The 21,593-nt window shown below is 64.8% G+C and carries 19 protein-coding genes, 1 tRNA gene and 2 pseudogenes; 15 read left to right on the top strand and 7 right to left on the bottom strand.

Annotated features, from left to right (window positions below):
- Positions 1-36: 36 nt before the first annotated feature.
- Positions 37-3,051, bottom strand: coding sequence for a TonB-dependent receptor (locus tag LRS08_RS19360; protein WP_257845654.1), 3,015 nt, complete (start codon positions 3,049-3,051; stop codon positions 37-39).
- A gap of 303 nt (positions 3,052-3,354) precedes the next feature.
- On the opposite strand from LRS08_RS19360, the gene LRS08_RS19355 reads away from it, so the two are divergent.
- Positions 3,355-5,055: an ATP-binding protein gene (locus tag LRS08_RS19355; RefSeq protein ID WP_260481135.1), complete on the top strand. Its 1,701-nt coding sequence runs from the start codon at positions 3,355-3,357 to the stop codon at positions 5,053-5,055.
- A 7-nt stretch (positions 5,056-5,062) separates the two neighbouring features.
- On the opposite strand, the gene LRS08_RS19350 is transcribed toward LRS08_RS19355, so the two are convergent.
- The 3 genes from LRS08_RS19350 to serS form a co-directional block, all read right to left on the bottom strand.
- Positions 5,063-6,097, bottom strand: a complete 1,035-nt coding sequence (locus LRS08_RS19350; RefSeq protein ID WP_257845656.1) for a TrkA family potassium uptake protein — start codon at positions 6,095-6,097, stop codon at positions 5,063-5,065.
- Entirely contained in the window at positions 6,094-7,152 is a 1,059-nt protein-coding gene (locus tag LRS08_RS19345) for a M23 family metallopeptidase (protein ID WP_257845657.1), read from the bottom strand. Before LRS08_RS19345 ends, LRS08_RS19350 begins: the two co-directional genes overlap by 4 nt.
- 88 nt (positions 7,153-7,240) lie before the next feature.
- The gene (serS, locus tag LRS08_RS19340) at positions 7,241-8,518 is read right to left on the bottom strand and encodes a serine--tRNA ligase (RefSeq protein ID WP_257845658.1); all 1,278 of its coding nucleotides are present in this window, start codon (positions 8,516-8,518) and stop codon (positions 7,241-7,243) included.
- 89 nt (positions 8,519-8,607) lie between these two features.
- Between serS and LRS08_RS19335 the strand changes: the two are divergent.
- Together LRS08_RS19335 and LRS08_RS19330 are read left to right on the top strand one after the other, a co-directional pair.
- Positions 8,608-9,052: pseudogene (locus LRS08_RS19335) on the top strand (host attachment family protein).
- A 64-nt stretch (positions 9,053-9,116) separates the two neighbouring features.
- Complete coding sequence (locus tag LRS08_RS19330) at positions 9,117-10,058, top strand: hypothetical protein (protein WP_257845660.1); 942 nt, start codon at positions 9,117-9,119, stop codon at positions 10,056-10,058.
- Here LRS08_RS19330 and LRS08_RS19325 read toward each other — a convergent pair.
- Positions 10,041-10,334: a hypothetical protein gene (locus tag LRS08_RS19325; protein ID WP_260481134.1), complete on the bottom strand. Its 294-nt coding sequence runs from the start codon at positions 10,332-10,334 to the stop codon at positions 10,041-10,043. The genes LRS08_RS19330 and LRS08_RS19325 overlap by 18 nt on opposite strands.
- Positions 10,335-10,745: 411 nt before the next feature.
- Here LRS08_RS19325 and dksA point away from each other — a divergent pair, with 411 nt between their 5' ends.
- Together dksA and LRS08_RS19315 are read left to right on the top strand one after the other, a co-directional pair.
- On the top strand, positions 10,746-11,207 hold the full coding sequence (gene dksA / locus LRS08_RS19320) for an RNA polymerase-binding protein DksA (protein ID WP_257845661.1): 462 nt from the start codon (positions 10,746-10,748) through the stop codon (positions 11,205-11,207).
- Positions 11,208-11,293: 86 nt separating this feature from the next.
- On the top strand, positions 11,294-11,665 hold the full coding sequence (locus LRS08_RS19315) for a PilZ domain-containing protein (RefSeq protein ID WP_257845662.1): 372 nt from the start codon (positions 11,294-11,296) through the stop codon (positions 11,663-11,665).
- A gap of 114 nt (positions 11,666-11,779) precedes the next feature.
- Here the strand turns inward: LRS08_RS19315 and LRS08_RS19310 are convergent, their stop codons facing one another.
- Positions 11,780-11,935 (bottom strand): YdcH family protein, encoded by a 156-nt coding sequence (locus LRS08_RS19310; protein WP_257845663.1) that lies wholly within the window; start codon positions 11,933-11,935, stop codon positions 11,780-11,782.
- A gap of 137 nt (positions 11,936-12,072) precedes the next feature.
- Here LRS08_RS19310 and LRS08_RS19305 point away from each other — a divergent pair, with 137 nt between their 5' ends.
- The 10 genes and pseudogenes from LRS08_RS19305 (at position 12,073) to LRS08_RS19260 (ending at position 20,877) form a co-directional block, all read left to right on the top strand.
- Positions 12,073-12,270 (top strand): YdcH family protein, encoded by a 198-nt coding sequence (locus LRS08_RS19305; RefSeq protein ID WP_257845664.1) that lies wholly within the window; start codon positions 12,073-12,075, stop codon positions 12,268-12,270.
- A gap of 173 nt (positions 12,271-12,443) precedes the next feature.
- Positions 12,444-12,908 carry a DUF1465 family protein gene (locus tag LRS08_RS19300; RefSeq protein ID WP_257845665.1) on the top strand — a complete coding sequence of 155 codons (465 nt, stop codon included), beginning with the start codon at positions 12,444-12,446 and terminating at the stop codon, positions 12,906-12,908.
- Positions 12,909-13,002: 94 nt separating this feature from the next.
- A complete protein-coding gene (locus LRS08_RS19295; RefSeq protein WP_260481704.1) occupies positions 13,003-14,352 on the top strand; it encodes a DNA recombination protein RmuC in 1,350 nt (449 codons plus the stop codon).
- Between the two features lie 98 nt (positions 14,353-14,450).
- Complete coding sequence (locus LRS08_RS19290; protein ID WP_257845666.1) at positions 14,451-15,254, top strand: universal stress protein; 804 nt, start codon at positions 14,451-14,453, stop codon at positions 15,252-15,254.
- Between the two features lie 121 nt (positions 15,255-15,375).
- Positions 15,376-16,872 (top strand): PAS domain S-box protein, encoded by a 1,497-nt coding sequence (locus tag LRS08_RS19285; protein ID WP_257845667.1) that lies wholly within the window; start codon positions 15,376-15,378, stop codon positions 16,870-16,872.
- Positions 16,869-17,490, top strand: a pseudogene (locus tag LRS08_RS19280) (response regulator transcription factor). The gene LRS08_RS19285 and the pseudogene LRS08_RS19280 overlap by 4 nt, the downstream one beginning before the upstream one ends.
- A gap of 50 nt (positions 17,491-17,540) precedes the next feature.
- Positions 17,541-17,939, top strand: coding sequence for a hypothetical protein (locus tag LRS08_RS19275; RefSeq protein ID WP_257845669.1), 399 nt, complete (start codon positions 17,541-17,543; stop codon positions 17,937-17,939).
- Between the two features lie 107 nt (positions 17,940-18,046).
- Positions 18,047-18,131 (top strand) — tRNA-Leu (locus LRS08_RS19270).
- A gap of 67 nt (positions 18,132-18,198) precedes the next feature.
- A complete protein-coding gene (gene tig / locus LRS08_RS19265; protein ID WP_257845670.1) occupies positions 18,199-19,800 on the top strand; it encodes a trigger factor in 1,602 nt (533 codons plus the stop codon).
- A gap of 87 nt (positions 19,801-19,887) precedes the next feature.
- On the top strand, positions 19,888-20,877 hold the full coding sequence (locus tag LRS08_RS19260) for a glycosyltransferase family 2 protein (protein ID WP_260481133.1): 990 nt from the start codon (positions 19,888-19,890) through the stop codon (positions 20,875-20,877).
- Here LRS08_RS19260 and LRS08_RS19255 read toward each other — a convergent pair.
- The gene (locus tag LRS08_RS19255; protein ID WP_260481132.1) at positions 20,874-21,422 is read right to left on the bottom strand and encodes a hypothetical protein; all 549 of its coding nucleotides are present in this window, start codon (positions 21,420-21,422) and stop codon (positions 20,874-20,876) included. The genes LRS08_RS19260 and LRS08_RS19255 overlap by 4 nt on opposite strands.
- Positions 21,423-21,593 lie beyond the last annotated feature (171 nt).

Below are 21,593 nucleotides of genomic sequence, written 5' to 3'. Positions count from 1 at the left end.
TCGCCCCCTCGTCGGGGCGATGCCTGAGTGCGGTGTCTAGAAGCGAATGCTGAGCCCCGCAGTGATGCGTCGGTCGGTCAGCCCCTGGAAGCAGAGCAGCGCCTTGTCGTTGACGCAATACTGGTTCTGATCCTCGCGCAGCAGGTTGATCCCCTCGACCCCGACATTGATCCTGTCGGTGATGTCGTAGTTGATGCTTGCATTGAGCTGGCCGCGCGCGCCGTTGATGCGCGGAAGGCCGAAGAAGAACGGATCGTTCGACACATAGCTCGACCGCCACGTGTATCGCATCCGCGCGTTGAGCCCGTATTTGTCGTAGAACAGTGTCGCGTTGTACGCGAATTTCGACAGGTTGGTGAGCGTGATCAGATCCTGCGAATTTGGCTTGCCGAGCAGGGTGAAGACGGTGCGCGGGCCATCCGCGGTGCGATATTCGCGGGCCGTTCCACCGGTCTTCTGATAGGTGAAGTTGCCGATGAACCCGAAACCGGACGCGAAGCCCAGCGTGTCTTCCCATGCGGACAGATCGTGCTGGAACGCGATTTCGATGCCGGTCTGTGTCGTCGTCCCGCCGACGTTGAATGTCGAAAGCAACGGCACGCAGATCCCGACGCCCTGGACCGGGTTGTTGATGTTGCGGTTGGCAACCGGGTTGTAGATTCCGCCCTGTTCGCACGGCGGGGTGATGTCGATGTTGAGGTTGCCACTGAGATCGAGGTTCGGTGCCGGATCTTCCTGCCGCTGCGCGAACAAATTGGTGCGCGACTTGTGGAAGAAGCCGATGCTGATCAGGCTGGAGGGCGCGAAATAATATTCGCCCGACAGGTCGAACGACCAGACCGCCTCGGGGACCAGCGCCGGGTTGCCCACCGCGACCGGCGTATTCGCGCCAGTACCGAAGGAATAGGAGGTCGAGAGCGTATCGAAATTCGGACGGCGGATGTCGCGGGCGACGCCGCCGCGGATCAGCACCTTGTCCGCCGGTTCGACCACCAGGCTGAACCGCGGCAGCCAGAACTCATAGCTGCTGCTGGTGACCGTCTGTCCGGTCACCACCCCATTCGCGATGTTATTTCCGGTCGAGTCGAGACCCGTATGCAGCCAACGTACACCGGCATTGCCGCGCACGCGCGCGCCGCCGACCTCACCGTCGAAATTTGCCTGGAAATAGGCGGCGCTGGTCGTTTCGCGGATGCTGAAAAAGCCCGCGAAACTCTCGGTCGGCGTGGCGAGCGAGGCGACCGCTGGCCCCTGGGTGCGCGCTGCGTTGCTGGCGGCGATCGCGCTGTTGAGCGTGTTCAGGACCGACACCGGATTGCGGAACGCCAGCCCCCCGTCGATCAGCAGGAAGTCAGGGAAATAGAGCGTGCGTCCGTCCGCCGCATTGAAGTTGTCCGGTCCCGGGATCAGGATGTCGGCGAACAGATTGCCTCTCGGCCGGTTCCACGCGCTGGTCGTGTTGGTCAGGCTGACATTGTTCGAAAACTCGCTGTTGACCGCAGAGGTGCGGTTCCAGCGATAGCCCGCGTCGATCGAGCTGATGAACGGCATGACGTCCGAAAAGTCATAGGACAGGTCGAGCCGCGCGGCGCGCTCCTGATTGTCGGTGGTACTCGCGCCCTGCGCCACCTGCTGAAGCTGATAATTGGCGGGGTTCAGCAGTTCGGCGGCACTGGGCGCGAACGGGCTGGCCTGGTCGAGTCCAAATTGCAGCGTGCCGTTGCGCAGGTCGAAGGCGAGGGGGACGCCGTTATCGATGCTGCGCCCGATCACAGGTTGCGGGCCGCGCGGGTTGATGAAGTCGAGCGTGGTCGAGAAGTTGGGGAATTCCGACTTTGACGTCGACAGCGAGCCTTCGGCGCGAACCGTCAGGTCCCCCACGACCCATTCCGAGCCCAAATCGAACACACGGCTGCGCGTGATCCGCGCGCCGGTGTCACTCGACATGCGCATGTTGGAATCGATGACCGTTCCGGTCGATCCGCCAATCCCGATCGTACCCGCGACGGTGGCCTGGACGGTGCCCAGATCGATCGGACCATTGGGTCCGTCGAGCGTGCCCCACTTCACCGTTTCGAACGCCGTATTGTTGGTCGCATCCACCACCGACTGGGTGGCGGTGCCGGAAATCTGTATCCGATGGCTTTCCTGGGCGCGCTGCTGGTTGTTCACGGTCGCGTCGAAATACAGCCTGAGATTGTCGGCGGGCTTCCATTCGAGCGCGCCGGTCCCGTTCCAGGTTTCATATTCGTAATTGTCGAGACCCTGCTGGAAGAACTGGATGCGCAGGAAGGGGAAGGACTGGGCGCTCGGCCCCTGGCCGGGAAGGACCACGGCGTCACGATCGACCCGTGGTGCGAAATTGGCGACGTCCTGCCGGGCAAAACTGCCGCTCACGACCACGCCAAACTCGCCAATGCCGGTGTCCCAGCGGCTGCCGATCGTGCCGGAAATGCGCGGGAGCGTTGTCCGTGCGAGGTCGCTATTCTCCATCTGCCCCCGGAACGCGATCAACGGTTCCTTCAGCGACAGCGGACGCATCGTGCGCAGGTTGATCGTGCCTCCGACCGAACCTTCAATCGTTTTCGCGGTCGGCACCTTTGTGACCTCGACCGAAGCGATCAGCGCTGCCGGCAGATCCTCAAAGCTGATTCCCGACCGGCCCGCGCCGGACCCGACGGTCGATACGCCGTTGATCTCGGTCCGGTTGGCGTCGGTGCCGCGGATCTGGACAGCGTTGCCGACGCCGGCCTGACGGGTGATCTGGACACCGGTGACGTTTTCCAGAACCTCGGCAAGGTTCTGGTCGGGGAGCTTGCCGATATCCTCGGCCTGGATGACTTCGACCAGATTGTCGGCAGTGCGCTTTTCCGCGAGCGCGGTGGCGAGCGAACTGCGAATGCCGGTGACGATGATCTCATCCTCTGCGGCAGGCGCGACGGGTGCGTCCTGTGCGAAGGCGGGATTGGCCAGCGTCACCATCGCAGTTCCGGCCAGCAGGATCGCCGCAAAACCGTCCCGGCCAACGCCGGACGCACGTTGAGTCTTCATGCGGCGCATCCACCCCTCCCATTTTTATCATCTGTTTGACCGCAAACTCAGTTTGATTGACCAATATGTCAACCTATTTTCCATTCCAGATGGCTGACAATTTCAAATTGTGATCATACCAATGCTATAGACCAATTGTACTTTCACAAATAACACCCTGATTTCAATCGTTCAGCGTGAGCGGCTCAAAGAGCAGCTCCGAAACGCGGTCTCCGGACGGGTATCTCGACCATCTGGTGTTTACGACTTTCGGCCCGTAACATGCGTGTGGGAAGGCCCGCATTCAGTCGGGCAGGTGGCGGGGTGCGGACACCAAACATCTATCTGACGATCCTGGGTCAGCCAGCGGCGCGACTCGTGACTATCTCGGGCGTCCTGTTCGTAGTCGTCGCCTGGATCACGGTGATCTGGCAGATAGTTGAGGACCGGCGCACTGCGGTTGAAGCGGCTGTGCGTGAAAACAGGGGGCGCGTCGTCGCCTTTGAGCAATATGTCCGGCGCACGCTTGAGGCGGCGGATTTGGCGACCGCCTATCTCGACGAACGTTATGGCGCACAGGTGCGGTCGCCGGGCACTACCGGCACACGGCGAATCGTATTGCCCGCATATTTCGACGCAATCGTGTCAGGTGCGCAGCTCGCCGACGCCGATGGAAATATCCGGTTTAGCACCAGCGCGGACGCTCGGCGGAGCGTGCGAGACCGCCGCGTGTTCAGAGAGCTTCGGGAAACGCCGACTGTCGATCGCGCCATCTCCAACCCGACGACCAAGCCCGAGACTGGCGATACGGTCCTGTTGATCGCTCGCGCGCTGCGGAACCCGGACCGGAGCTTTGCCGGCGCCGTAGCCGTTGAGATCCCGGCGCGGCGCTTTGTCGATTTCAACGCCGGCATTGAATATCGTCCGGCCGATCTGATTTCGATCATCTCGCTGCGCGGCATGACCCTGGCGCGGCGCGAGGGCGGTGTCGTCAGCTGGGGGCAGGACCTGAGCGGGCGCCTGGTGATGCAACGCCAGATGGCCGAGCCCAACGGGGAATATTGGGGGCCGAGCTCACTTGACGGCAGACGCCGCCTGTTCAGCCACAGGAGGCTGACCAATTACCCGATTTTCGTGACCTCGGGCGTGGGCGAAGCCGACATCCTTGCGCCCGCGACGCGGCGTGCAGGGTGGTTCCTGAGTCTGGCGACGGCACTGACCCTGTTGCTGGGTGCGCTGCTTGTCTTGTACGCGCGGCATGTCAGCAACCAGGAACAGGCGCAGCGCCGGTTTGACCAGATGCGGGACGAGTTCGCCCATTCCGCGCGGGTTTCATCGCTCAGCGAGATGGCGGCTGGCCTGGCGCACGAACTCAACCAGCCGCTGACCGCCGCCTCCAACTATCTTGCGGTCGGGGAGCTGATGATCCGGGGCGACGGTACGCGCGAAGCGGTTGGGGCCCAGCTGCACCAGGTGCGCGGCCAGATCGCGCGCGCGGGCGAGATCATCCGCCGGATCCGAGACTATTTATCGAAGGGCAGCGCGGAATTGCGCATCGAAACGCTGGACGCGACCATATTCGACGCGATCGAGTTGGCGCGCGGCGGCAATGCAGCGCCGCGCGCGCGCGTGCTTTATGCGGGCGGCCATGCGCAAACGCGGGTGCTGATCGATCGAATCCAGATCCAGCAGGTACTGGTCAACCTGATCCGCAACGCGGAGGAGGCGGTGGCGAGCGTCCCCGAGGACCGGCGCTTGATCCGGATCAAGTGCGAGGCCCGGTCAGAAGAGATGTTCGAAATTCGCGTCGAGGATGATGGCCCCGGCTTTCCCGACAGCGTGCTGGAGCAGTTCAACCTGCCCTTCATCTCGACCAAGGCCGAGCATGGACTTGGCATCGGCCTGTCGATCTGCCGCCGCATCATCGAGGTACATGGCGGAGAGTTGAAGGCGTGGAACCGCGCCCGGGGCGCGACCGTCAGCTTCACCGTCAAGCGTGAAGCAGTTCTGCGCTCGGTCGCCTAGCCGACAACTATCCGTGGGCGGAGTCGCCCTGGGGAATGATTTCGACGATCACGTCATCCGCCTTCAGCGCCTTCGCCTGTTCCTCGAAGAAGCCATAGGGTTCGCCGTTGCGGTAGATCCGGACGCCAAGGCCGGTGGTGATTGCAGATAGCGGCTTGCCGATCTCCACCGCCTTCACGCAGCGTTCGGACAAATGCACCCGCCCGTCGACCGAGGCGAGGTCGAGCATATAGTCGGCGACATGTGTCCCCTCGACCGATCCGGCGAGCAGCAGCCCGGCGAAGCTGACCGGGTTGATGACGGTATTCGCCCCGGCTGCGCGCGCGGGAAATTCATTGTCGTCCGCCTTGATGATGATTGAGATCGGCACCTTTGGCGCCAGGTGCCGGGCGGTGAGGGTGACGAGGATCGAGGTATCGTCGCGCCCGGTGGCGACGATCAGCGTCTTTGCGCGGTCGACCCGAACGTCCTGCAGCGTCTGGTCGCGCGTCGCGTCGCCGACCAGCACGTTGCACCCCACATCTTCGGCACGGGCGAGCGCGTGTTCGTCCCCGTCCACCACGACGATGCAGGCGGGATCGGTGCCGCGCGCGACCAGTTCGCTGACCGCGTCAGAGCCGGTCTTGCCGAACCCGGCGACCACGATGTGGTTGGTGAGCATTTTCTGGATCTGCGCCATGCGCCACCTGTCCCATGTGCGTTTGAGGATGAATTGGTAGGTCGTGCCGATGAAGATCAGGATCACGAAGATGCGGATCGGCGTCACCACCAGCGCGTCGAACATCCGCGCGCCGGGCGAGATCGGAACGATGTCGCCATAGCCGGTCGTCGTGATCGAAATCATCGTGAAATAGATGATGTCGAGAAAGCTGATATGATCGTCGAAATTGTCGCGCAGCCCTTCGCGATCGAACCAGTGGAAGGCGACCGCGAAGGCATAGAGGCCCAGCACGGCGGCGACGCGCCAGGCGATCGACACCCAGGGTGATACGCCCGACTTCCGGCGGAGCGCGGCATGGGTCGGGATGCGGTGGCGGTTCAACGGCTGGGCAGTCTGGGAATCGGATCGACGGGGGTGCGTCCCTGGCGCAACTCGAAATGCAGCTGCGCACGGTTCGTTCCGCTGTCGCCGGACAGGGCGATCATCTGGCCACGCTTCACCGACTGGCCGCGCTGGACGAGCAGCTGCCCGGCATGGCCATAGACGCTCGTCCAGCCGCTGCCATGCTGAAGGATTACCAGCCCGCCGAGTGCGGGGATTTCGCTGCCGACATAGGCGACGGTGCCGTCGGCGGCGGCGAGGATCGGGGTGTCGAGCGGCACCGCGATCTTGATCCCGTCGCTCCGCTCGCCACTGGCGATCGGACCGAATCGACGGATGACGGTGCCGCGCGCCGGCCAGGCAAAGCCACCGCGCAGCGTTGTCGTCGGTGCGGCGACTGCGGCGTCGGGAGGCAGTACCCGCGCCGAGGACGCGGTCGGCGGGGTCGGGCGCGCGCGCTCGGCAATGGCGGGCTGGCCGCCCGTGACGATATCGTCGATGTCGAGCCGGAAGGCGGCGGCGCGCTCCTCCAGCGTCATCGTCCGGGGGTCGCCGGGGATCAGCAACCGCATGCCGGTACGCAGGATATAGGGTTCGGTCAGGTCGTTCTCGGTCACCACCCGGCCCCAGTCGACGCCATAGGCGCGGGCGATGGCGATGCCGGTCTCACCTGCGCGGACCAGATGATAGCGCCCGCCCGGGATCGACAACCGCTGGCCGACGCGAATCGTGTAGGGCGGGGGAATATTGTTCGCACGCGCGATCGCTTCAGATCCTGCACCGGTCCTGTCCGCGATCTTGCGCAGCGTGTCGCCGGACACGACGACATATTCCGACGCGGGAATGACACGCGCATCGGCAGTCACCCGCCGCGCCTCCCACGCCGAGACAGGCGCGGGGAGGGCGGGGACGTCCTCACGCCGGGGGGCCGCCGTCGGATCGACCTGTCGGGGCGCGGGGGCCGAGCGGGCAGAAGGCGTCGCTCCCGGCGGAATACAGCCACCTGCCAGCGGCGCCAGCATCAGCGCCGCGATCAACCCCGTCCTGATCCTCATCCCCCGCATGATCCGCCCGGTTCAACCTATTGCCCGTTCAAGCATAACAAGCGATTCACGATGCGTCAGGTCCAGATACGGCGGCACGCTAACTGGCGGGTTCGAGCCGGTTGACCCCGCGCAGATAGGGCTGGAGCACGTCGGGCACCGAAACTGCACCATCCTCTTGCTGATAATTCTCCAATACCGCGACCAGCGTGCGGCCGACCGCGAGGCCCGAGCCGTTGAGCGTGTGGACGAAGGCCGGCTTTCCGTCCGCGCCACGATAGCGCGCATTCATCCGACGGGCCTGGAAGTCGCCACATGTCGAGCAGGACGAAATCTCGCGATAGCGCGCCTGCCCGGGCAGCCAGACTTCGAGGTCATAGGTCCGCGTCGCGCTGAACCCCATGTCACCCGCGCACAGCAGCATGCGGCGGAAGGACAGGCCGAGCCGTTTGAGAATCTCCTCGGCGCAGGCGGTCATCCGCTCATGCTCCGCCTCCGACTGATCGGGAGTGGTGATCGACACCATCTCGACCTTCTCGAACTGATGCTGGCGGATGAAGCCGCGCGTGTCGCGACCTGCAGCACCTGCCTCCGAGCGGAAGCAGGGAGTGAGCGCGGTCAGGCGCAGCGGCAGTTCCTCGCCGCTCAAAATCTGCTCGCGCACGCTGTTGGTCAGGCTGACTTCGGACGTCGGGATCAGCCAGCGGCCATCGGTGGTGCGGAACGAATCCTCGGCGAATTTGGGCAGCTGGCCGGTGCCGAACATGATCTCGTCGCGGACGAGTACCGGCGGCACGCATTCCTCATACCCATGCGCGCCGGTCAGCGTGTCGAGCATGAACTGGCCGAGCGCACGGTGCAGTTTCGCCGCCGCGCCGCGCAACAGCGTGAAGCGCGACCCGCCGAGCATCGCGCCGGTGTCGAAATCGAGGCCCAGCGCAGGGCCGAACTCGTTATGCTCGCCGGGCGTGAAGGCGAAGGCCGGCTGGGTGCCAACCGTGTGCACCAACTGATTATCGTCCTCGCTCGTCCCGTCGGGTACGTCCGCAGCGGGCAGATTGGGGATCGCCGCCAGCGCGGTGCGCAGTGCCTCGTCCGCCGCGCTCTGGGCGAGGTTGAGGTCTTCCAGCACCTGTTTGAGCTGCCCGACCTCGGCCATCAGCGCCTGGGCCCGGTCTTCGTCCTTCGCCGCCTTGGCCTGGCCGACCTGTTTCGACAGCTCGTTGCGCCGCGTCTGCGCCTCCTGCTGCTGCGTGGTCAGCGCGCGGCGCGCTTCGTCGAGCGCGACCAGCATTTCAGCCTGCGGCTCGGCCCCACGGCGGGCAAGGGCGGCGTCGAACGCCTCGGGGTTCTCACGGATCGCGCGAATGTCATGCATGGGGGCAGGCTATGGCGAGCCGCGCGGGGCTAGGCAACCCGGTGTGCGCGGTGTGCGTTCACCCTGTGTAACCAATCAAGGAGAGACTCATGCACGTTCCGCACAATGCGATGGTCGTGGTCGCCGATGGCCGCAAGATGCTGTTCCTGAGGAACGAGGGCGACAATGTTCACCTCAACCTTCAGGTCGAGCGCAAACGGGTGCAGGAAAACCCCGACAATATCGACCAGCGCACCGACGCTCCGGGCCGTGCCTTTTCAAGCGTGGGGGGCGGGGCGCAGCGCCTATGAGGAGACCGATTTCCACCAGCTGGAGGAAGACCGGTTCGCGGCGGAGACGGCGGAACTGCTGAAGAAGCGCGCGCTCAACAACGATTTCGAATCGCTGATCATCGTCGCGCCGCCGCGCACGCTAGGCGAACTGCGCAAACATTATCACAAGGAGGTGAGCGAGCGGCTGACCGGCGAGATCGACAAGACGCTGACCGGTCATCCGATCCCGGAGATCGAACAGGCACTGATCGACGCCGACTGACGCTGGTCGCCGCGGCGCTTATTCGGCCGCCGCGGCGTCCTTTGCCTTGCGGTTCTGGTACCGCTTGCGCACCACCAGCGCCGCTGCGGCCGCGCCGAACAGCAGCACCATCGGCGGCGCGGGAACCGGATCGGGACCACCCGAGGAGCTGCTGGTGCCGCTCGACGTGCCCGACGAAGTCGAGCTGCTGGTCGAGGTGCTCCACCCACTCGAGGTGCTCCACCCGCTCGAGGTCGAGGACGACACGTCGCCCGAGGACGAGGCCGAGGTCGAGGAAGCCGACGAGTTGGACGACGAGGTCGAAACATCGCCAGACGAGCTGGCCGAGGTCGAGGTCGACGACGACACGTCACCCGACGAGGACGCCGAGGTGGACGAGGACACGTCACCCGAGGACGATGCCGAGGACGAGACGTTGCCGCTCGACGAAGACGACACGTCGCCCGACGAACCGCCCGAGGCCGAGCTGGTCGAGGACGAGGACCCGCCCGACGAGGTCGAGCTGGATGATGCGCCTGACGACGTCGACGACGACGAACCACCGGTCGACGACGACACGTCACCCGACGATCCGCCCGACGATGTGGAGGAGGACGATCCGCCGGTCGAGGACGAGACATCGCCCGAAGAGGTCGAGCTGACCGCGCCGCTCGACGTGGACGAGCCACCTGTCGACGAGCCACCGGTCGAGGAAGTCGAGCTGACGCTGCCGCTCGACGAGCCACCGGTCGAGGTGGACGAACCGCCAGTCGACGAGCCGCCGGTCGAAGTCGATCCGCCCGAGGTCGATGTCGAACCGCCGCTGGTGCTGCTGGTCGAGGAAATGACGATGCCGCCGCTGCCTGACGCGCCGCTGCCGCTGCTGCCGCCCGAACCGCCGAAGAATCCGCCAGCGAAGAATCCGCCAACGAAACCGCCGCTGCTGCCTCCGGTCACTGCCGCTGCGGCGCCACCGCCGCCGCCACCGCCGCCACCGACGACGGGCATCTCACCGCTTGAGCCATAGGTGGGCGGGGGGCAGGGGGATCGCCGTCCCCTGTGACGTCACGGTCACGACCTGGGGCTGGCACTGGGCAGTGGTAGTTACGGTGCGGCGCACGACGCGCTTGCGCAGAGGGCGCTTGACGACGCGGCGCTGGACCACGCCCTGCTTCACCGATTGACGCTGTTGCTGATAGCCGCGCTCGGCGCGGGTTTCGGCGACATGCACCGCGCCGCCGCCGACGACGGCACCGCCGCATGCGCAGGCGCACAGTTTTGCCAAGGCCATCCGAACCGACATTTTGCTTCTCTCTCGTCCCTGGTCACCCAGGGGTGCGCTAGGCACCCGTTCAGCGGGTAATTGCCCGAGAAGTGCAGAAGAAAGTATTAAGTGCAATGTCGTTAACCACGCTTTCCACAGCTTGGGGACAATTATCTGCGACCGCCTCGCATCATCTATGGTTAATGTGCCTTTAGGGGACGGAACTGTCGGCCATCGTGCGCGAAAGCTTAACCAATTTGCGGCATTGGTGACGTCGATCGCACCTCTCCGGTTCAGCGCTGTGTAATTTCCCGCATGGCAAGAACGGCTTGGCGCACGAATCTATGGATTCGGTAGCTTGTGGTACGAAATTTGCCCGGATATAGGGCGCCCCGGGGATACGGGGATCGAGATCGGCGAAGGCCATCCGATCCCGTTGTGGAGTGTGGGATGGCGACCGTTTTCGAACACCGCGACGATCCAGCGAAACCCGTAGCCGCGAACGATTTGCCTGACGGCTATCGTCCGACCGCGGACGAGCCGTTCATGAATGCGCGGCAGCAGCAATATTTTCGCGAAAAGCTGCTTGCCTGGAAGGATGCGATCCACCGCGAGGCGGCGGGGACGCTCAACCAGCTTCAGATCGATTCGCTGCGCGAGGCCGATCTGACCGACCGCGCATCGAGCGAGACCGACTGGTCGATCGAACTGCGCACCCGCGACCGCCAGCGCAAGCTGATCTCAAAGATCGACGCCGCGCTGCGCCGGATCGAAGAGGGCGAATATGGCTATTGCGAGGTGAGCGGCGAGCCGATCAGCCTCGCGCGGCTCGAAGCGCGCCCGATCGCGACGATGACCGTTGAGGCGCAGGAGCGCCACGAGCGCAACGAAAAAGTCTCCCGCGAGGAGTGATGACGGTAATTTCGATGCCGGTTAACGGTTTCGATAGCCATTGTCGGACTATACTCCGCGCGTAACGAGTTAGGCACGAGCGGCAGATGGACCAGTTTTCTTCCGACCCATTCAGCGGACGCTTCAGCGACGATCCGGCGAGTCAGCGCAATCAGGTGCGTGACAGCCTGTTCCTTGCGGCAACGCTGCGACTCGACAAGATCGAGGTGCAGGTGCGCGTGCGGAACCTGTCGGCCGGCGGTTTGATGGCCGAATATGCCGATCACGTCGATTCGGGGACGCCGGTGGAAATCAATGTTCGCGGCGTTGGCTGGACCCGTGGCCGGATCGCGTGGAGCGCGGAGGGCAGGATCGGCATTGCCTTTGACCGGCCGATCGATCCCATGCTGGCGCGCAAGCCGGTCGGACACGGGCCGGGCACGCCCCATTTCGCGAAACCGCAACTTTACCGGGGTTGAATTCGATCAACGCGCGGGGCGTTGTCCGCGTGGATGGTTTTCGGGAAATCAATGCGCCAGATCACTGGCGCGGATGGGCCGCCCCGCCGCAGCGGGGCAACCCGGTGAACCGCGTCAACTGAGCGCGATTTCTTCCTTTACCTTGAGCTTGCGACGCTTCAGGTCGGCGATGATCATCTGATCGGGCGCGGGCCTTTGCAACTCGGCGACGATCTTGCGATCGAGAGTCGCGTGCTTGGCCTCGAGTGCCGAGAGATGCGCGTTCTGCATGGAAGCAATCCTCCTGCTCTAGTTGGGGGATTGACGAGTAAATCACGATTCGCGGCACTTGTCGCCCCTTGCGAATCGCCCCATCGACAGGGCAACGCCGATCTGCGACGGGTCGAGTCCTGGGGGTGCCGCAGCGAATGGACGAAAGCGAGATTTTACGGCGGCTTGAGCTGCTTCGCGTCGAACATCGCGACCTCGATGTTGCGATCGAAGCCTTGCGCTCGACGCCGATGCCCGACCAGCTTCAGGTCGCGCGACTCAAGAAGCGCAAATTGCTCCTGCGGGACGAGATCGCAATGCTGGAGGATCAGCTGATCCCCGATATCATCGCCTGAGCTGTTTGTCGGTTTGGCGGCACCGACCACTCCCTCACCCGGCCAACCATAGGATGCTGGCGCTGGGACGGGCCAGCACCGCCTCAGCGAGCGCTCCCCCGCGTCGTTTTGGAACAGGGCGGGGGCGTAAAATGGTATTTCGTTAATGAAATCTTTCTGTCAGCGTTCGGATCATGACCGGGGAAGTGGAAACCATGCGCGTTCAACGCGCCCTGATCGACTCGCTCTACACCGAGTCGATGTTGCTGGCTGATGAGGCGCGCGCCTATTTCGACGAGGTCGGGCGCGAGCAACGCGACCTTCTGGGTGCGATGGACCGGGTGGTGTTCTCCTGCGAATCGCTCAAGGTCACGACGCGGCTGATGCACAGCATTGCCTGGCTGTTGACCCAGCGCGCGGTTGCGGCAGGGGAGATCGCCCCGGTCGAGGCGCGGCATCCCTCGCGGCGGCTCGGCGAAGCGCCCGTCACCGACTCCGCCGCGTTCGACGCGATGCCGGTCTCCGCACAGCATCTGATCGCGGCCAGCGTCGACCTGCACCGTCGGATTGCCCGCCTCGACGCGGCGCAGGACGAGGTAGCAACCATCCCGGTCAGCCCCGCGCGGACGATGCTGGACCGGCTGGCCCACGCCTTCTGAGCTCAGCTTCAGATTAGTTCTGTAACCCGGCGCACGTTCGAGCTATGTTCCGTTCCGTTGCCGACGGAAGGGAATAGGCGTGTCGATCGAAGTCATGGTGGGATTGGTTGTCGCGCTGGTGGCAGGGGCGCTGCTCGGCTGGCTGTTGGGGGGGCGTGCCGCTGCCGCTCTGCGTGCCGAGCGGGACCAGCGTGAGGCGGATTTCAAGGCCGCGATCACCGATCTTGCCGCCGCCGAGGAACGCGCGCGCGAAATCCCGGAGCTGCGCGAGCAGCTCGACACGATCCGCGACCAGCGCGATGCAGCGCGGATCGAACTGGCCGAACTGCGGGTCAAGGCTGAGGGGCTTGAGGAGCGGCTGACCGGCCAGTTTCGCGAAGTGGCCGGGACGATGCTCGCCGAAACCCAGGCAGCCTTCCTCAAACGCGCCGAGGATCGTTTCAGGGAGTCCGAGAGCGCAGCTGGCCAGAATCTCAAGGCACTGCTCCAGCCGGTGACCGAACGGCTCCAGCGCTACGAAGAGGGCGTCGCCAAGGTGGAGGCGGAGCGCCGCGATGCGTTCGGGGAGCTGAAGGGCCAGATCGAGCAGATGCGGATCGGGCAGGAGCGGGTCAGCACCGAGGCGGCGAAGCTGGTCAACTCGCTGCGCAACGCGCCGAAGTCGCGCGGTCGCTGGGGCGAGCAACAACTGCGCAACGTGCTCGAAACCTGCGGCCTGTCCGAACATACTGATTTCATGACCGAGGTCAGCGTCGCGCAGGAAGAGGGGGGCGGCTGCGCCCCTGACGCTATCGTCCGCGTACCGGGCGGCAAGGCGCTGGTGATCGACGCCAAGGTGTCGCTCAACGCCTATCAGGACGCATTCGGCGCGGTCGATGAGGATGAGCGGCAGGCAGGGCTGACCGCGCACGCCATCTCGATGAAGACCCACGTCAATGCGCTGGGCAACAAGGCGTACTGGACCCAGTTCGACGAGGCCCCCGATTATGTCATCATGTTCGTTCCGGGCGAGCATTTCCTGTCGGCCGCGCTGGAGCATGACCCGACGCTGTGGGACTTCGCATTCGAGAAGCGCGTGCTGCTGGCGACGCCGACCAACCTGATCGCAATCGCGCGCACGGTTGCTGCAGTCTGGCGGCAGGAGATGCTGGCCAAGGAAGCACGGCAGATCGGCGCGCTGGGCAAGGAGCTTTATGACCGCCTCGCCAAGGCACTGGGCGACTTGCGCACGGTGGGTAGCGGGCTCAACACGGCGGTCAAGAATTTCAACGCTTTTGCCAGCTCGCTGGAAAGCCGCGCGCTCGTTTCGGCGCGCAAGCTCAAGGATCTGAACATCGAGACTGGCGCGCGCGAGATCGAGAGCGTGCCTCCCGTGGACCTGCTAGCCAGTCACGCAACGGGGATGGAACCGGACAATGAGGACGCGCTCAAGGCCGCCGAATAGCCCGCGGGTGCGGCGCACGTCGTACTACGTATCACTCCCGATAGTGACCCATCGATCCGACGCATAGCCTCGCTCCGATGAGTTTCGGGAGACGGGCAATGAAAAATGTTGCCGTATTGATCCATGCCGACGCCGGCCAGGAGTCGCGGCTTCAGGCCGCGCTCGACCTCGTCCGTGGGCTGCACGGGCATCTGATCGCTATCGACGTCACCGCGCTGTCGCCGATTGTCGAGGATCCGATCATCGGCCCCGGATTGCTCGCGACACAGATCGCCGAGGAACTGGCGGTTCAGGAGGAGAATAGCGCCCGGATCAAGGCGCGGCTGCTGATCGAGGACGTGCCCTGGACGCGGGCCGAGTGCATGGGAGATGTCGCCTCCTGCCTGGCCTCCCATACCGCGCTCACCGACCTGGTCGTTATCAATACGGTGTTCGACGGCTTTCCGGGCGGCGAGATGGACGCAGTGGTTGCCGCGATGCTGCGGCTCAACCGGCCGGTTGTCGCGGTGCCGCGCGCGGCACGGGGGATCGCGCTACAGGGCATTGCGCTGGTCGCATGGGACGGATCTGACGAGGCCGACGCGGCGCTGCGCGCCGCGGTCCCGATCCTGGGCCTGGCGCGCGAGGTTCGCCTGCTCAGCATTGCCAGCGGAGATATCCGGCATCCCCCGGAACTGGCAGCAAGCTATCTGTCGCGTCACGGCATACGACCGGAGATTATGAACATCCCAGACGCGCCGGGCCGGATCGGGCAGCAGATCGTGGCTCAGGCGCTGCGCATCGAGCCATCGATCATCGTCATGGGCGGATTCGGGCATGCGCGGCTGATCGAAACGCTGTTCGGCGGCGTTACCAACGACTTGCTGCGCAACAGCCCCTATCCCGTCTTCCTCGCTCAGTGAACTGACGATTGCACCTGTCCCGATCCGCAATGGCGCGATCCGAACTTGCACGCGTCCACGATATGGGTAGGCTCACCAAGTGCCTGGGGTGCCAATCCAAGGCGATTGGCAGGGGATCGGGATGGGCGGCGACACGGTCGAAAAGCTTTCCGCTCGGTTCATCGCCAGCGATCTCGAGCGCGCGCAATTCCTGATCGACCCTGAAGGAATGATCTGCAGCTGGAACCCGGGCGCGCAGATCCTGCTTGGTTATGCAACGGAAATGGCGGTCGGTCAGCCCGTCGCGATGCTCTATTCACAGGGCGACGCTGCGGCCGGAAAGCCGCATGACGATCTGGCGCGGGCGGCGACCTATGGCCGCTATTCCGAGGAAGGATGGCGGCGGCGGCAGGATGCGACCGAGTTCGCGGCGGATGCGCGGCTGACCGCGCTGCGCGACGAGGGCGGGACACTGCTCGGCTTTGGTGGAACGATCGAGGATATCACCGATCGCAAGGCCGCCGAGGCGGCGGTGGCGCGCAGCGAACTGCACCTGCGATCGATCCTTGCCACCGTCCCCGACGCGATGATCGTAATCGACGAGCGCGGGCAGATGCTCTCGTTCAGCGCCGCAGCGGAACGGCTCTTCGGCTATAGCGAGGCGGAGGTCGTCGGGAAGAATGTCGCAATGATGATGCCCGACGGCGATCGTTTGAGACATGACGATTATGTCGATCATTATTGCCGCACGGGTGAGCGGCGGATCATCGGAATCGGTCGCATTGTCGTGGGAAAACGGCGCGACGGCAGCGAGTTTCCGATGGAGCTTGCCGTTGGGGAAGCACGGAGCGCCGGGCACCGCATCTTCACCGGCTTCATTCGCGACCTGTCAGAACGCCAGCGTGCCGAACTGCAAATGAAGGAACTGCAGTCCGAACTGATCCACGTCTCGCGTGTCTCGGCGATGGGGACGATGGCATCGACACTGGCGCATGAGCTGAACCAGCCGCTGACCGCGATCGCCAACTACATGGAGGCGGCACGCGACTTGATCGCACGCGGCACGCTGGACCCCGACCTGCTCGGCGAAGCGGTGTCCGAATCGGCGACCGAGGCACTGCGGGCCGGCTCCATCGTCCGGCGTCTGCGCGAGTTCGTCGCGCGCGGAGAGGTGGAGAAGCGGGTCGAGCCATTGCCACAGATGGTCGAGGAGGCGACTCGTCTGGCGATGACCGGTGCGCGCGAGCGAGGGGTGCGCGCTCTCAAGGACCTCGATCCCGATGCGCGGCTGGCGCTGGTCGATCGCGTCCAGATTCAGCAGGTGCTGGTCAACCTCATCCGCAACGCCGTCGAAGCGCTGGGGGATATGCCCGTCCGCGATGTCACCATCGCGACTCGCCTTCAGGCTGATGGCATGATCCGCGTCGAGGTCAGCGATACGGGGCCCGGTATCGATCCGGCGATTCGCCCGCGACTCTTCGACGCATTCAACACCAACAAACCCGATGGGCTGGGCCTTGGCCTGTCGATCTGCCGCACGATCGTTGAGGCGCATGGCGGGCGGATCGATGCCAACCCGCGTTCGGGCGGCGGGACGGTCCTGTGGTTCACCATTCCGAGCGCGGAGACCCATGAATGAGCGAGCAGCGGCTAGTCCACCTGATCGATGACGAGGATGCGGTGCGCCGCTCGGCCAGCTTCCTGCTCAAGACGTCGGGCTATGAGGTCCACGCCTATGCATCGGGGGGTCGCGTTTCTGAAAGAGGCACGACATCCCGATCCGGGCTGCATCCTGCTCGACATTCGAATGCCCGAGATGGACGGGCTGGAAGTGCAGCGCGAACTCAACGCGCGCGGCGTCGCGCTGCCGGTGATCGTGCTGACCGGGCATGGGGATGTCGCGACTGCGGTGACGGCAATGAAGCAAGGCGCGCTCGATTTCCTCGAAAAGCCGTTCGAAAAGACGCTGTTGCTGGCCGCGCTCGACCGCGGGTTCGAACGACTCGGGCGCGCGGGCGATGCGGAGATAGCGGGGCAGGAGGCCAGGGTACGCATCGCCGCGCTCACGCCGCGCGAACGCGACGTGCTGCGCGGGCTGGTCGCGGGCAACCCGAACAAGACGATCGCCTATGATCTGGGCATATCGCCCCGCACCGTGGAGGTGCACCGTGCCAACCTGATGACCAAGCTGGACGTCGGCAGCCTGTCCGAAGCCCTGCGCATCGCCTTTGCCGCTGGACTTCACGCGCGCGAGTAAGGACTTTTCCGGACAGCGCGCACGCCGCCGACGCGCCATGCTGACGGTCAATGGACCAACCCGCCTCATCCTCGGCACCTGCGGACAAGGCCGCCGGCGCGCTCGACATTGTGCTCGTCGACCCCGACGATGCGGCGCGGCGCGACTTGCACCTGCTGCTGTCGGGACAGCGACATCGAGTCCGTGCCTATGACAGCCCGGTTGCGTTGGTAGCGGACCCGGAGGCGGTTGCGGCACACTGGCTGATCGTATCGGTGCGGGGAGGGGCGGAGAGCCTGGCGGCCGTCGGTCGCCTGCGTTTCCGGGGCTGGACCGGGCGGCTTGCGGTCATTGTCGAAGCGGGCGCGATGCCCGAGCGCGACGGCGTCATGATCGCGCCGCGCGACCTGATCCTGACGCACCCGGTCGCGCCGCATGCCTGGCTGCTCGGCCTTTCGACGCCCGGATAGAGGGCGCCGAACGGGCGGTCTCGGTGATTCTTCGTCATATACGGCATCGCCCTTGCCCCCGGCACCCGCATTGCTATAGACGCGCCCGACTTGCGGTGTCCCAGAATGCGGGCGTGGCGGAATTGGTAGACGCGCTGGTTTTAGGTACCAGTATCGAAAGATGTGGGGGTTCGAGTCCCTTCGCCCGCACCAATCCCGCCCGGCGTGATCGCGATGCCGCTAAATCGATTCCACTTCCAGAGCAGGAAGCCCGAGAGAAATGCAGACCGTCGAGACGTTGAACGAAGGCCTCAAGCGCGCCTACACCCTGAAGATCACCGCCAAGGACATCGACAGCCGCGTCGATGCCGAGGTGAAGCGCGTGGCCCCGCAGATCCGCATGCCCGGCTTCCGCCCCGGCAAGGTGCCGACCAACCTGGTCCGCAAGATGCATGGCGAGGCGCTGACCCAGGACGCGCTCAACTCGACCATCCAGGAAGGCGTGCAGAAGCTGATCGCCGATCACAAGCTGCGTCCCGCGATGCAGCCGTCGGTCAGCCTTGAGGGCGAGTTCAAGGCCGGTGACGGTGCCGAGGTAAAGGTTGAGCTGGAAGTCCTGCCCGACGTTCCGACTCCCTCGATCGAGGGGCTGAAGCTCGAACGTCTGATCGTTCCGGTCAGCGACGAGGCGGTCGACGCGCAGATCATGCAGATCGCCGGCCAGCAGAAGGCGTGGGAAGACGCCAAGGCCAGCTACAAGGCGAAGCAGGGCGACCAGGTCACGATGGACTTCGTGGGCAAGGTTGACGGCGTCGCGTTTGAAGGCGGCACCGGCGAGGGCATGGCAATCGAAATCGGTTCGGGCCGCCTGATCCCGGGCTTCGAAGACCAGATCGTCGGCGTGAAGGCTGGCGACGAAAAGCAGATCGAGGTGACCTTCCCCGAGGATTATGGCGTCGACACGCTGGCCGGCAAGCCCGCGACGTTTGACCTCAAGATCACCGCGGTGAAGACCGCCGGCGAAGTGAAGGTCGATGAAGATCTGGCCAAGAATCTCGGCCTTGAGAGCCTTGATCAGCTGCGCGGTATCCTGCGCGGCCAGATGGAGAACGAGACCGGCGGACTGACGCGCACCTATATGAAGCGCAAGCTGCTCGACCAACTCGCTGCGGGGCACGACTTCCCGGTCCCGCCGTCGATGGTCGAGGCCGAGTTCCAGCAGATTTGGGCGCAGCTCCTTCAGGAAGCGAGCCACGAGGAAGATCCCGAGGCGGCCAAGGCCGATCTCGAGAAGGAAAAGGACGATTACCGCGCGATTGCCGAACGTCGCGTCCGTCTCGGTCTGCTCCTCTCCGAAATCGGACAGGCGAACGGCGTCGAGGTGACTCAGGCGGAAATGAACCGCCTGATCGCCCAGGCCGCGCAGCAGTACCGCCCGGAAGACCAGCAGCGCTTCTTCCAGTATATTCAGCAGGAGCCGATGGCGGCCGCCCAGCTGCGCGCGCCGCTCTATGAGGACAAGGTCGTCGACTTCCTGTTCGAGAAGGCGGAGATCAGCGAACGCGACGTGACCCGCGAAGAGCTGGAAGCCGCGATCGAGAGCGAGGAAGGCGCGGTGCCGCACGTCCATGGGCCCGACTGCAACCACGACCACGACCACGATCACAAGCCCGCCAAGAAGGCCAAGGCGAAGAAGTCTGACGAGCCCGCCGCTGCCGAGGACGTAAAGCCGGCGAAGAAGGGCAAGGCCAAGGCGGAAGAGGCTCCGGCCGAGGAAGCTGCTCCGGCCAAGAAGGCACCGGCCAAGAAGGCCGCCAAGGCGGATGACGCCGAGGCCGAAGCGCCGAAGAAGAAGGCTCCCGCGAAGAAGAAGGCGGACTGAGGCCTGTAGCATCGTCACCCCGGCCCATTCCGCAAGGGTTGTGCCGGGGTCCACGGTGCCGCACACTGAGTGCTTGAGGCTCTTGCGATGCGCTCAGCCTCCCGGTGGACCCCGGAACAAGTCCGGGGTGACGTAGTGGGGAATGGCGTGACCGAACCGCGCATCGCAGTGATCCTGCCCTGCTATAACGAGGAAGCCGCGATCGCGCAGACGGTCGCGGGCTTCCGCGCGGCGCTTCCGACCGCCGCCATCTATGTCTTCGATAACAACAGCGCCGACCGCACCGTCGCCATCGCCCGCGAAGCCGGCGCGATCGTTCGGACCGAGCGGATGCAGGGCAAGGGCAATGTCGTCCGCCGCATGTTCGCCGATGTCGATGCCGACATCTATGTGATGGCCGATGGCGATGCGACCTATGACGCCGCCGCCGCGCCCGCGATGATCGCCAAGATGCGCGACGAGGGGCTCGACATGGTCGTCGGCACCCGCGTGCACGAAGCCGCCGACGCCTATCGCCGTGGGCATGTGCTTGGCAATCGCGCGATGACCGGCCTGCTCGCGCGCCTGTTCGGGCGCAGTTTTACCGACATTTTCTCGGGCTATCGCGTTTTTTCGCGGCGCTTCGTGAAAAGCTTCCCGGTGCTGTCGGCGGGGTTCGAGATCGAGACCGAGATCAGCGTCCACGCGCTCGAACTCAAGATGCCGGTGGGGGAGGTGGAAACCCGCTATCTCGCCCGTCCCGAGGGCTCGGCGTCTAAATTGTCCACCTATCGCGACGGGTTTCGCATCGCCCGGACCATCCTGACGCTCTACCGCATCGAAAAGCCGATGCTGTTCTTTGGCTGGATCGCACTGGCGCTTGCGGCGCTGGCGGTGGGTCTCGCAGCGCCGCTGGTGATGACCTATCTCCACACCGGGCTGGTGCCGCGCTTCCCGACCGCAATTCTCGTCACTGGGCTGGTGATCCTGGCCGCGCTCAGCAGCTTTGCCGGGCTGATCCTGGACACGGTGGTGCGGGGCAGGCGTGAGGTGCGGCGGCTCGCCTATCTTGCGCAGCCCGCTCCCGCCAATCTTTAAGCGGCGAGCTTTTCCAGCCTTATTCCAAGCTCTTCGATCAGGAACTCCTCGACCGCCGCCTCGATCATCGCGCGTGTCTCGCGGGTCGGTGCCTCGACCCAACCGGCGATGCGCAGCGCGCCAACGACCGGGGCGACCTTCCAGCGTACGTCGCCGTCGGCAACGCTGATCTCCCCATCGTCGAACCGGTGGGCGATTTCGAGCGCGTGGAGGCGGCGGGACAGGCGCGCTACCGCTTCTGCGGATTCGATCCCGTTCCAAGCGGCAAAGGCAAAGTCGAAATGGTCGCGTTCCGGCGCGGGGTCGACGGCGCGGCGTGCCGCCTCGGGCAGGGGCGCGCCGCTTCCCGGAGCACGCAGCAGGATATGGGCGAACATCGTCAGGACGATTGCGGTAACCGGAATCAGCGCAATGGCGATCACCATCCCGATGCCGAAGGTCGCGTCGTTGAACCCGCCCGCCGCAAATAGCGGCCCCAGGCCCACAGCAACAAAGGCCGCGTAGAGCAGGGCAAAGACGATGATGGTTCGCATATTCTGGCGCATCGGCGCCCCTTTCGACTCCCGGTTCGGATCGACCCTGGCAGACAAGGGTTCAGAAATGGTTGCCGCGCGACGACGCACCGCCGTTCACCCTCTTCCCCCCTTGCGCCGCGCCGCGCGAGCGCCGATGTAGTCGCCTGGGCAAAAACAGATTTGACGAGAACATCCCACATG

The organism is Sphingomonas sp. J315, from assembly GCF_024666595.1.
In the GTDB taxonomy this organism is placed as follows: domain Bacteria; phylum Pseudomonadota; class Alphaproteobacteria; order Sphingomonadales; family Sphingomonadaceae; genus Sphingomonas.
Note: the sequence above shows the minus strand (reverse complement) of the source record. Positions and strands in the feature narration are given on the sequence as shown.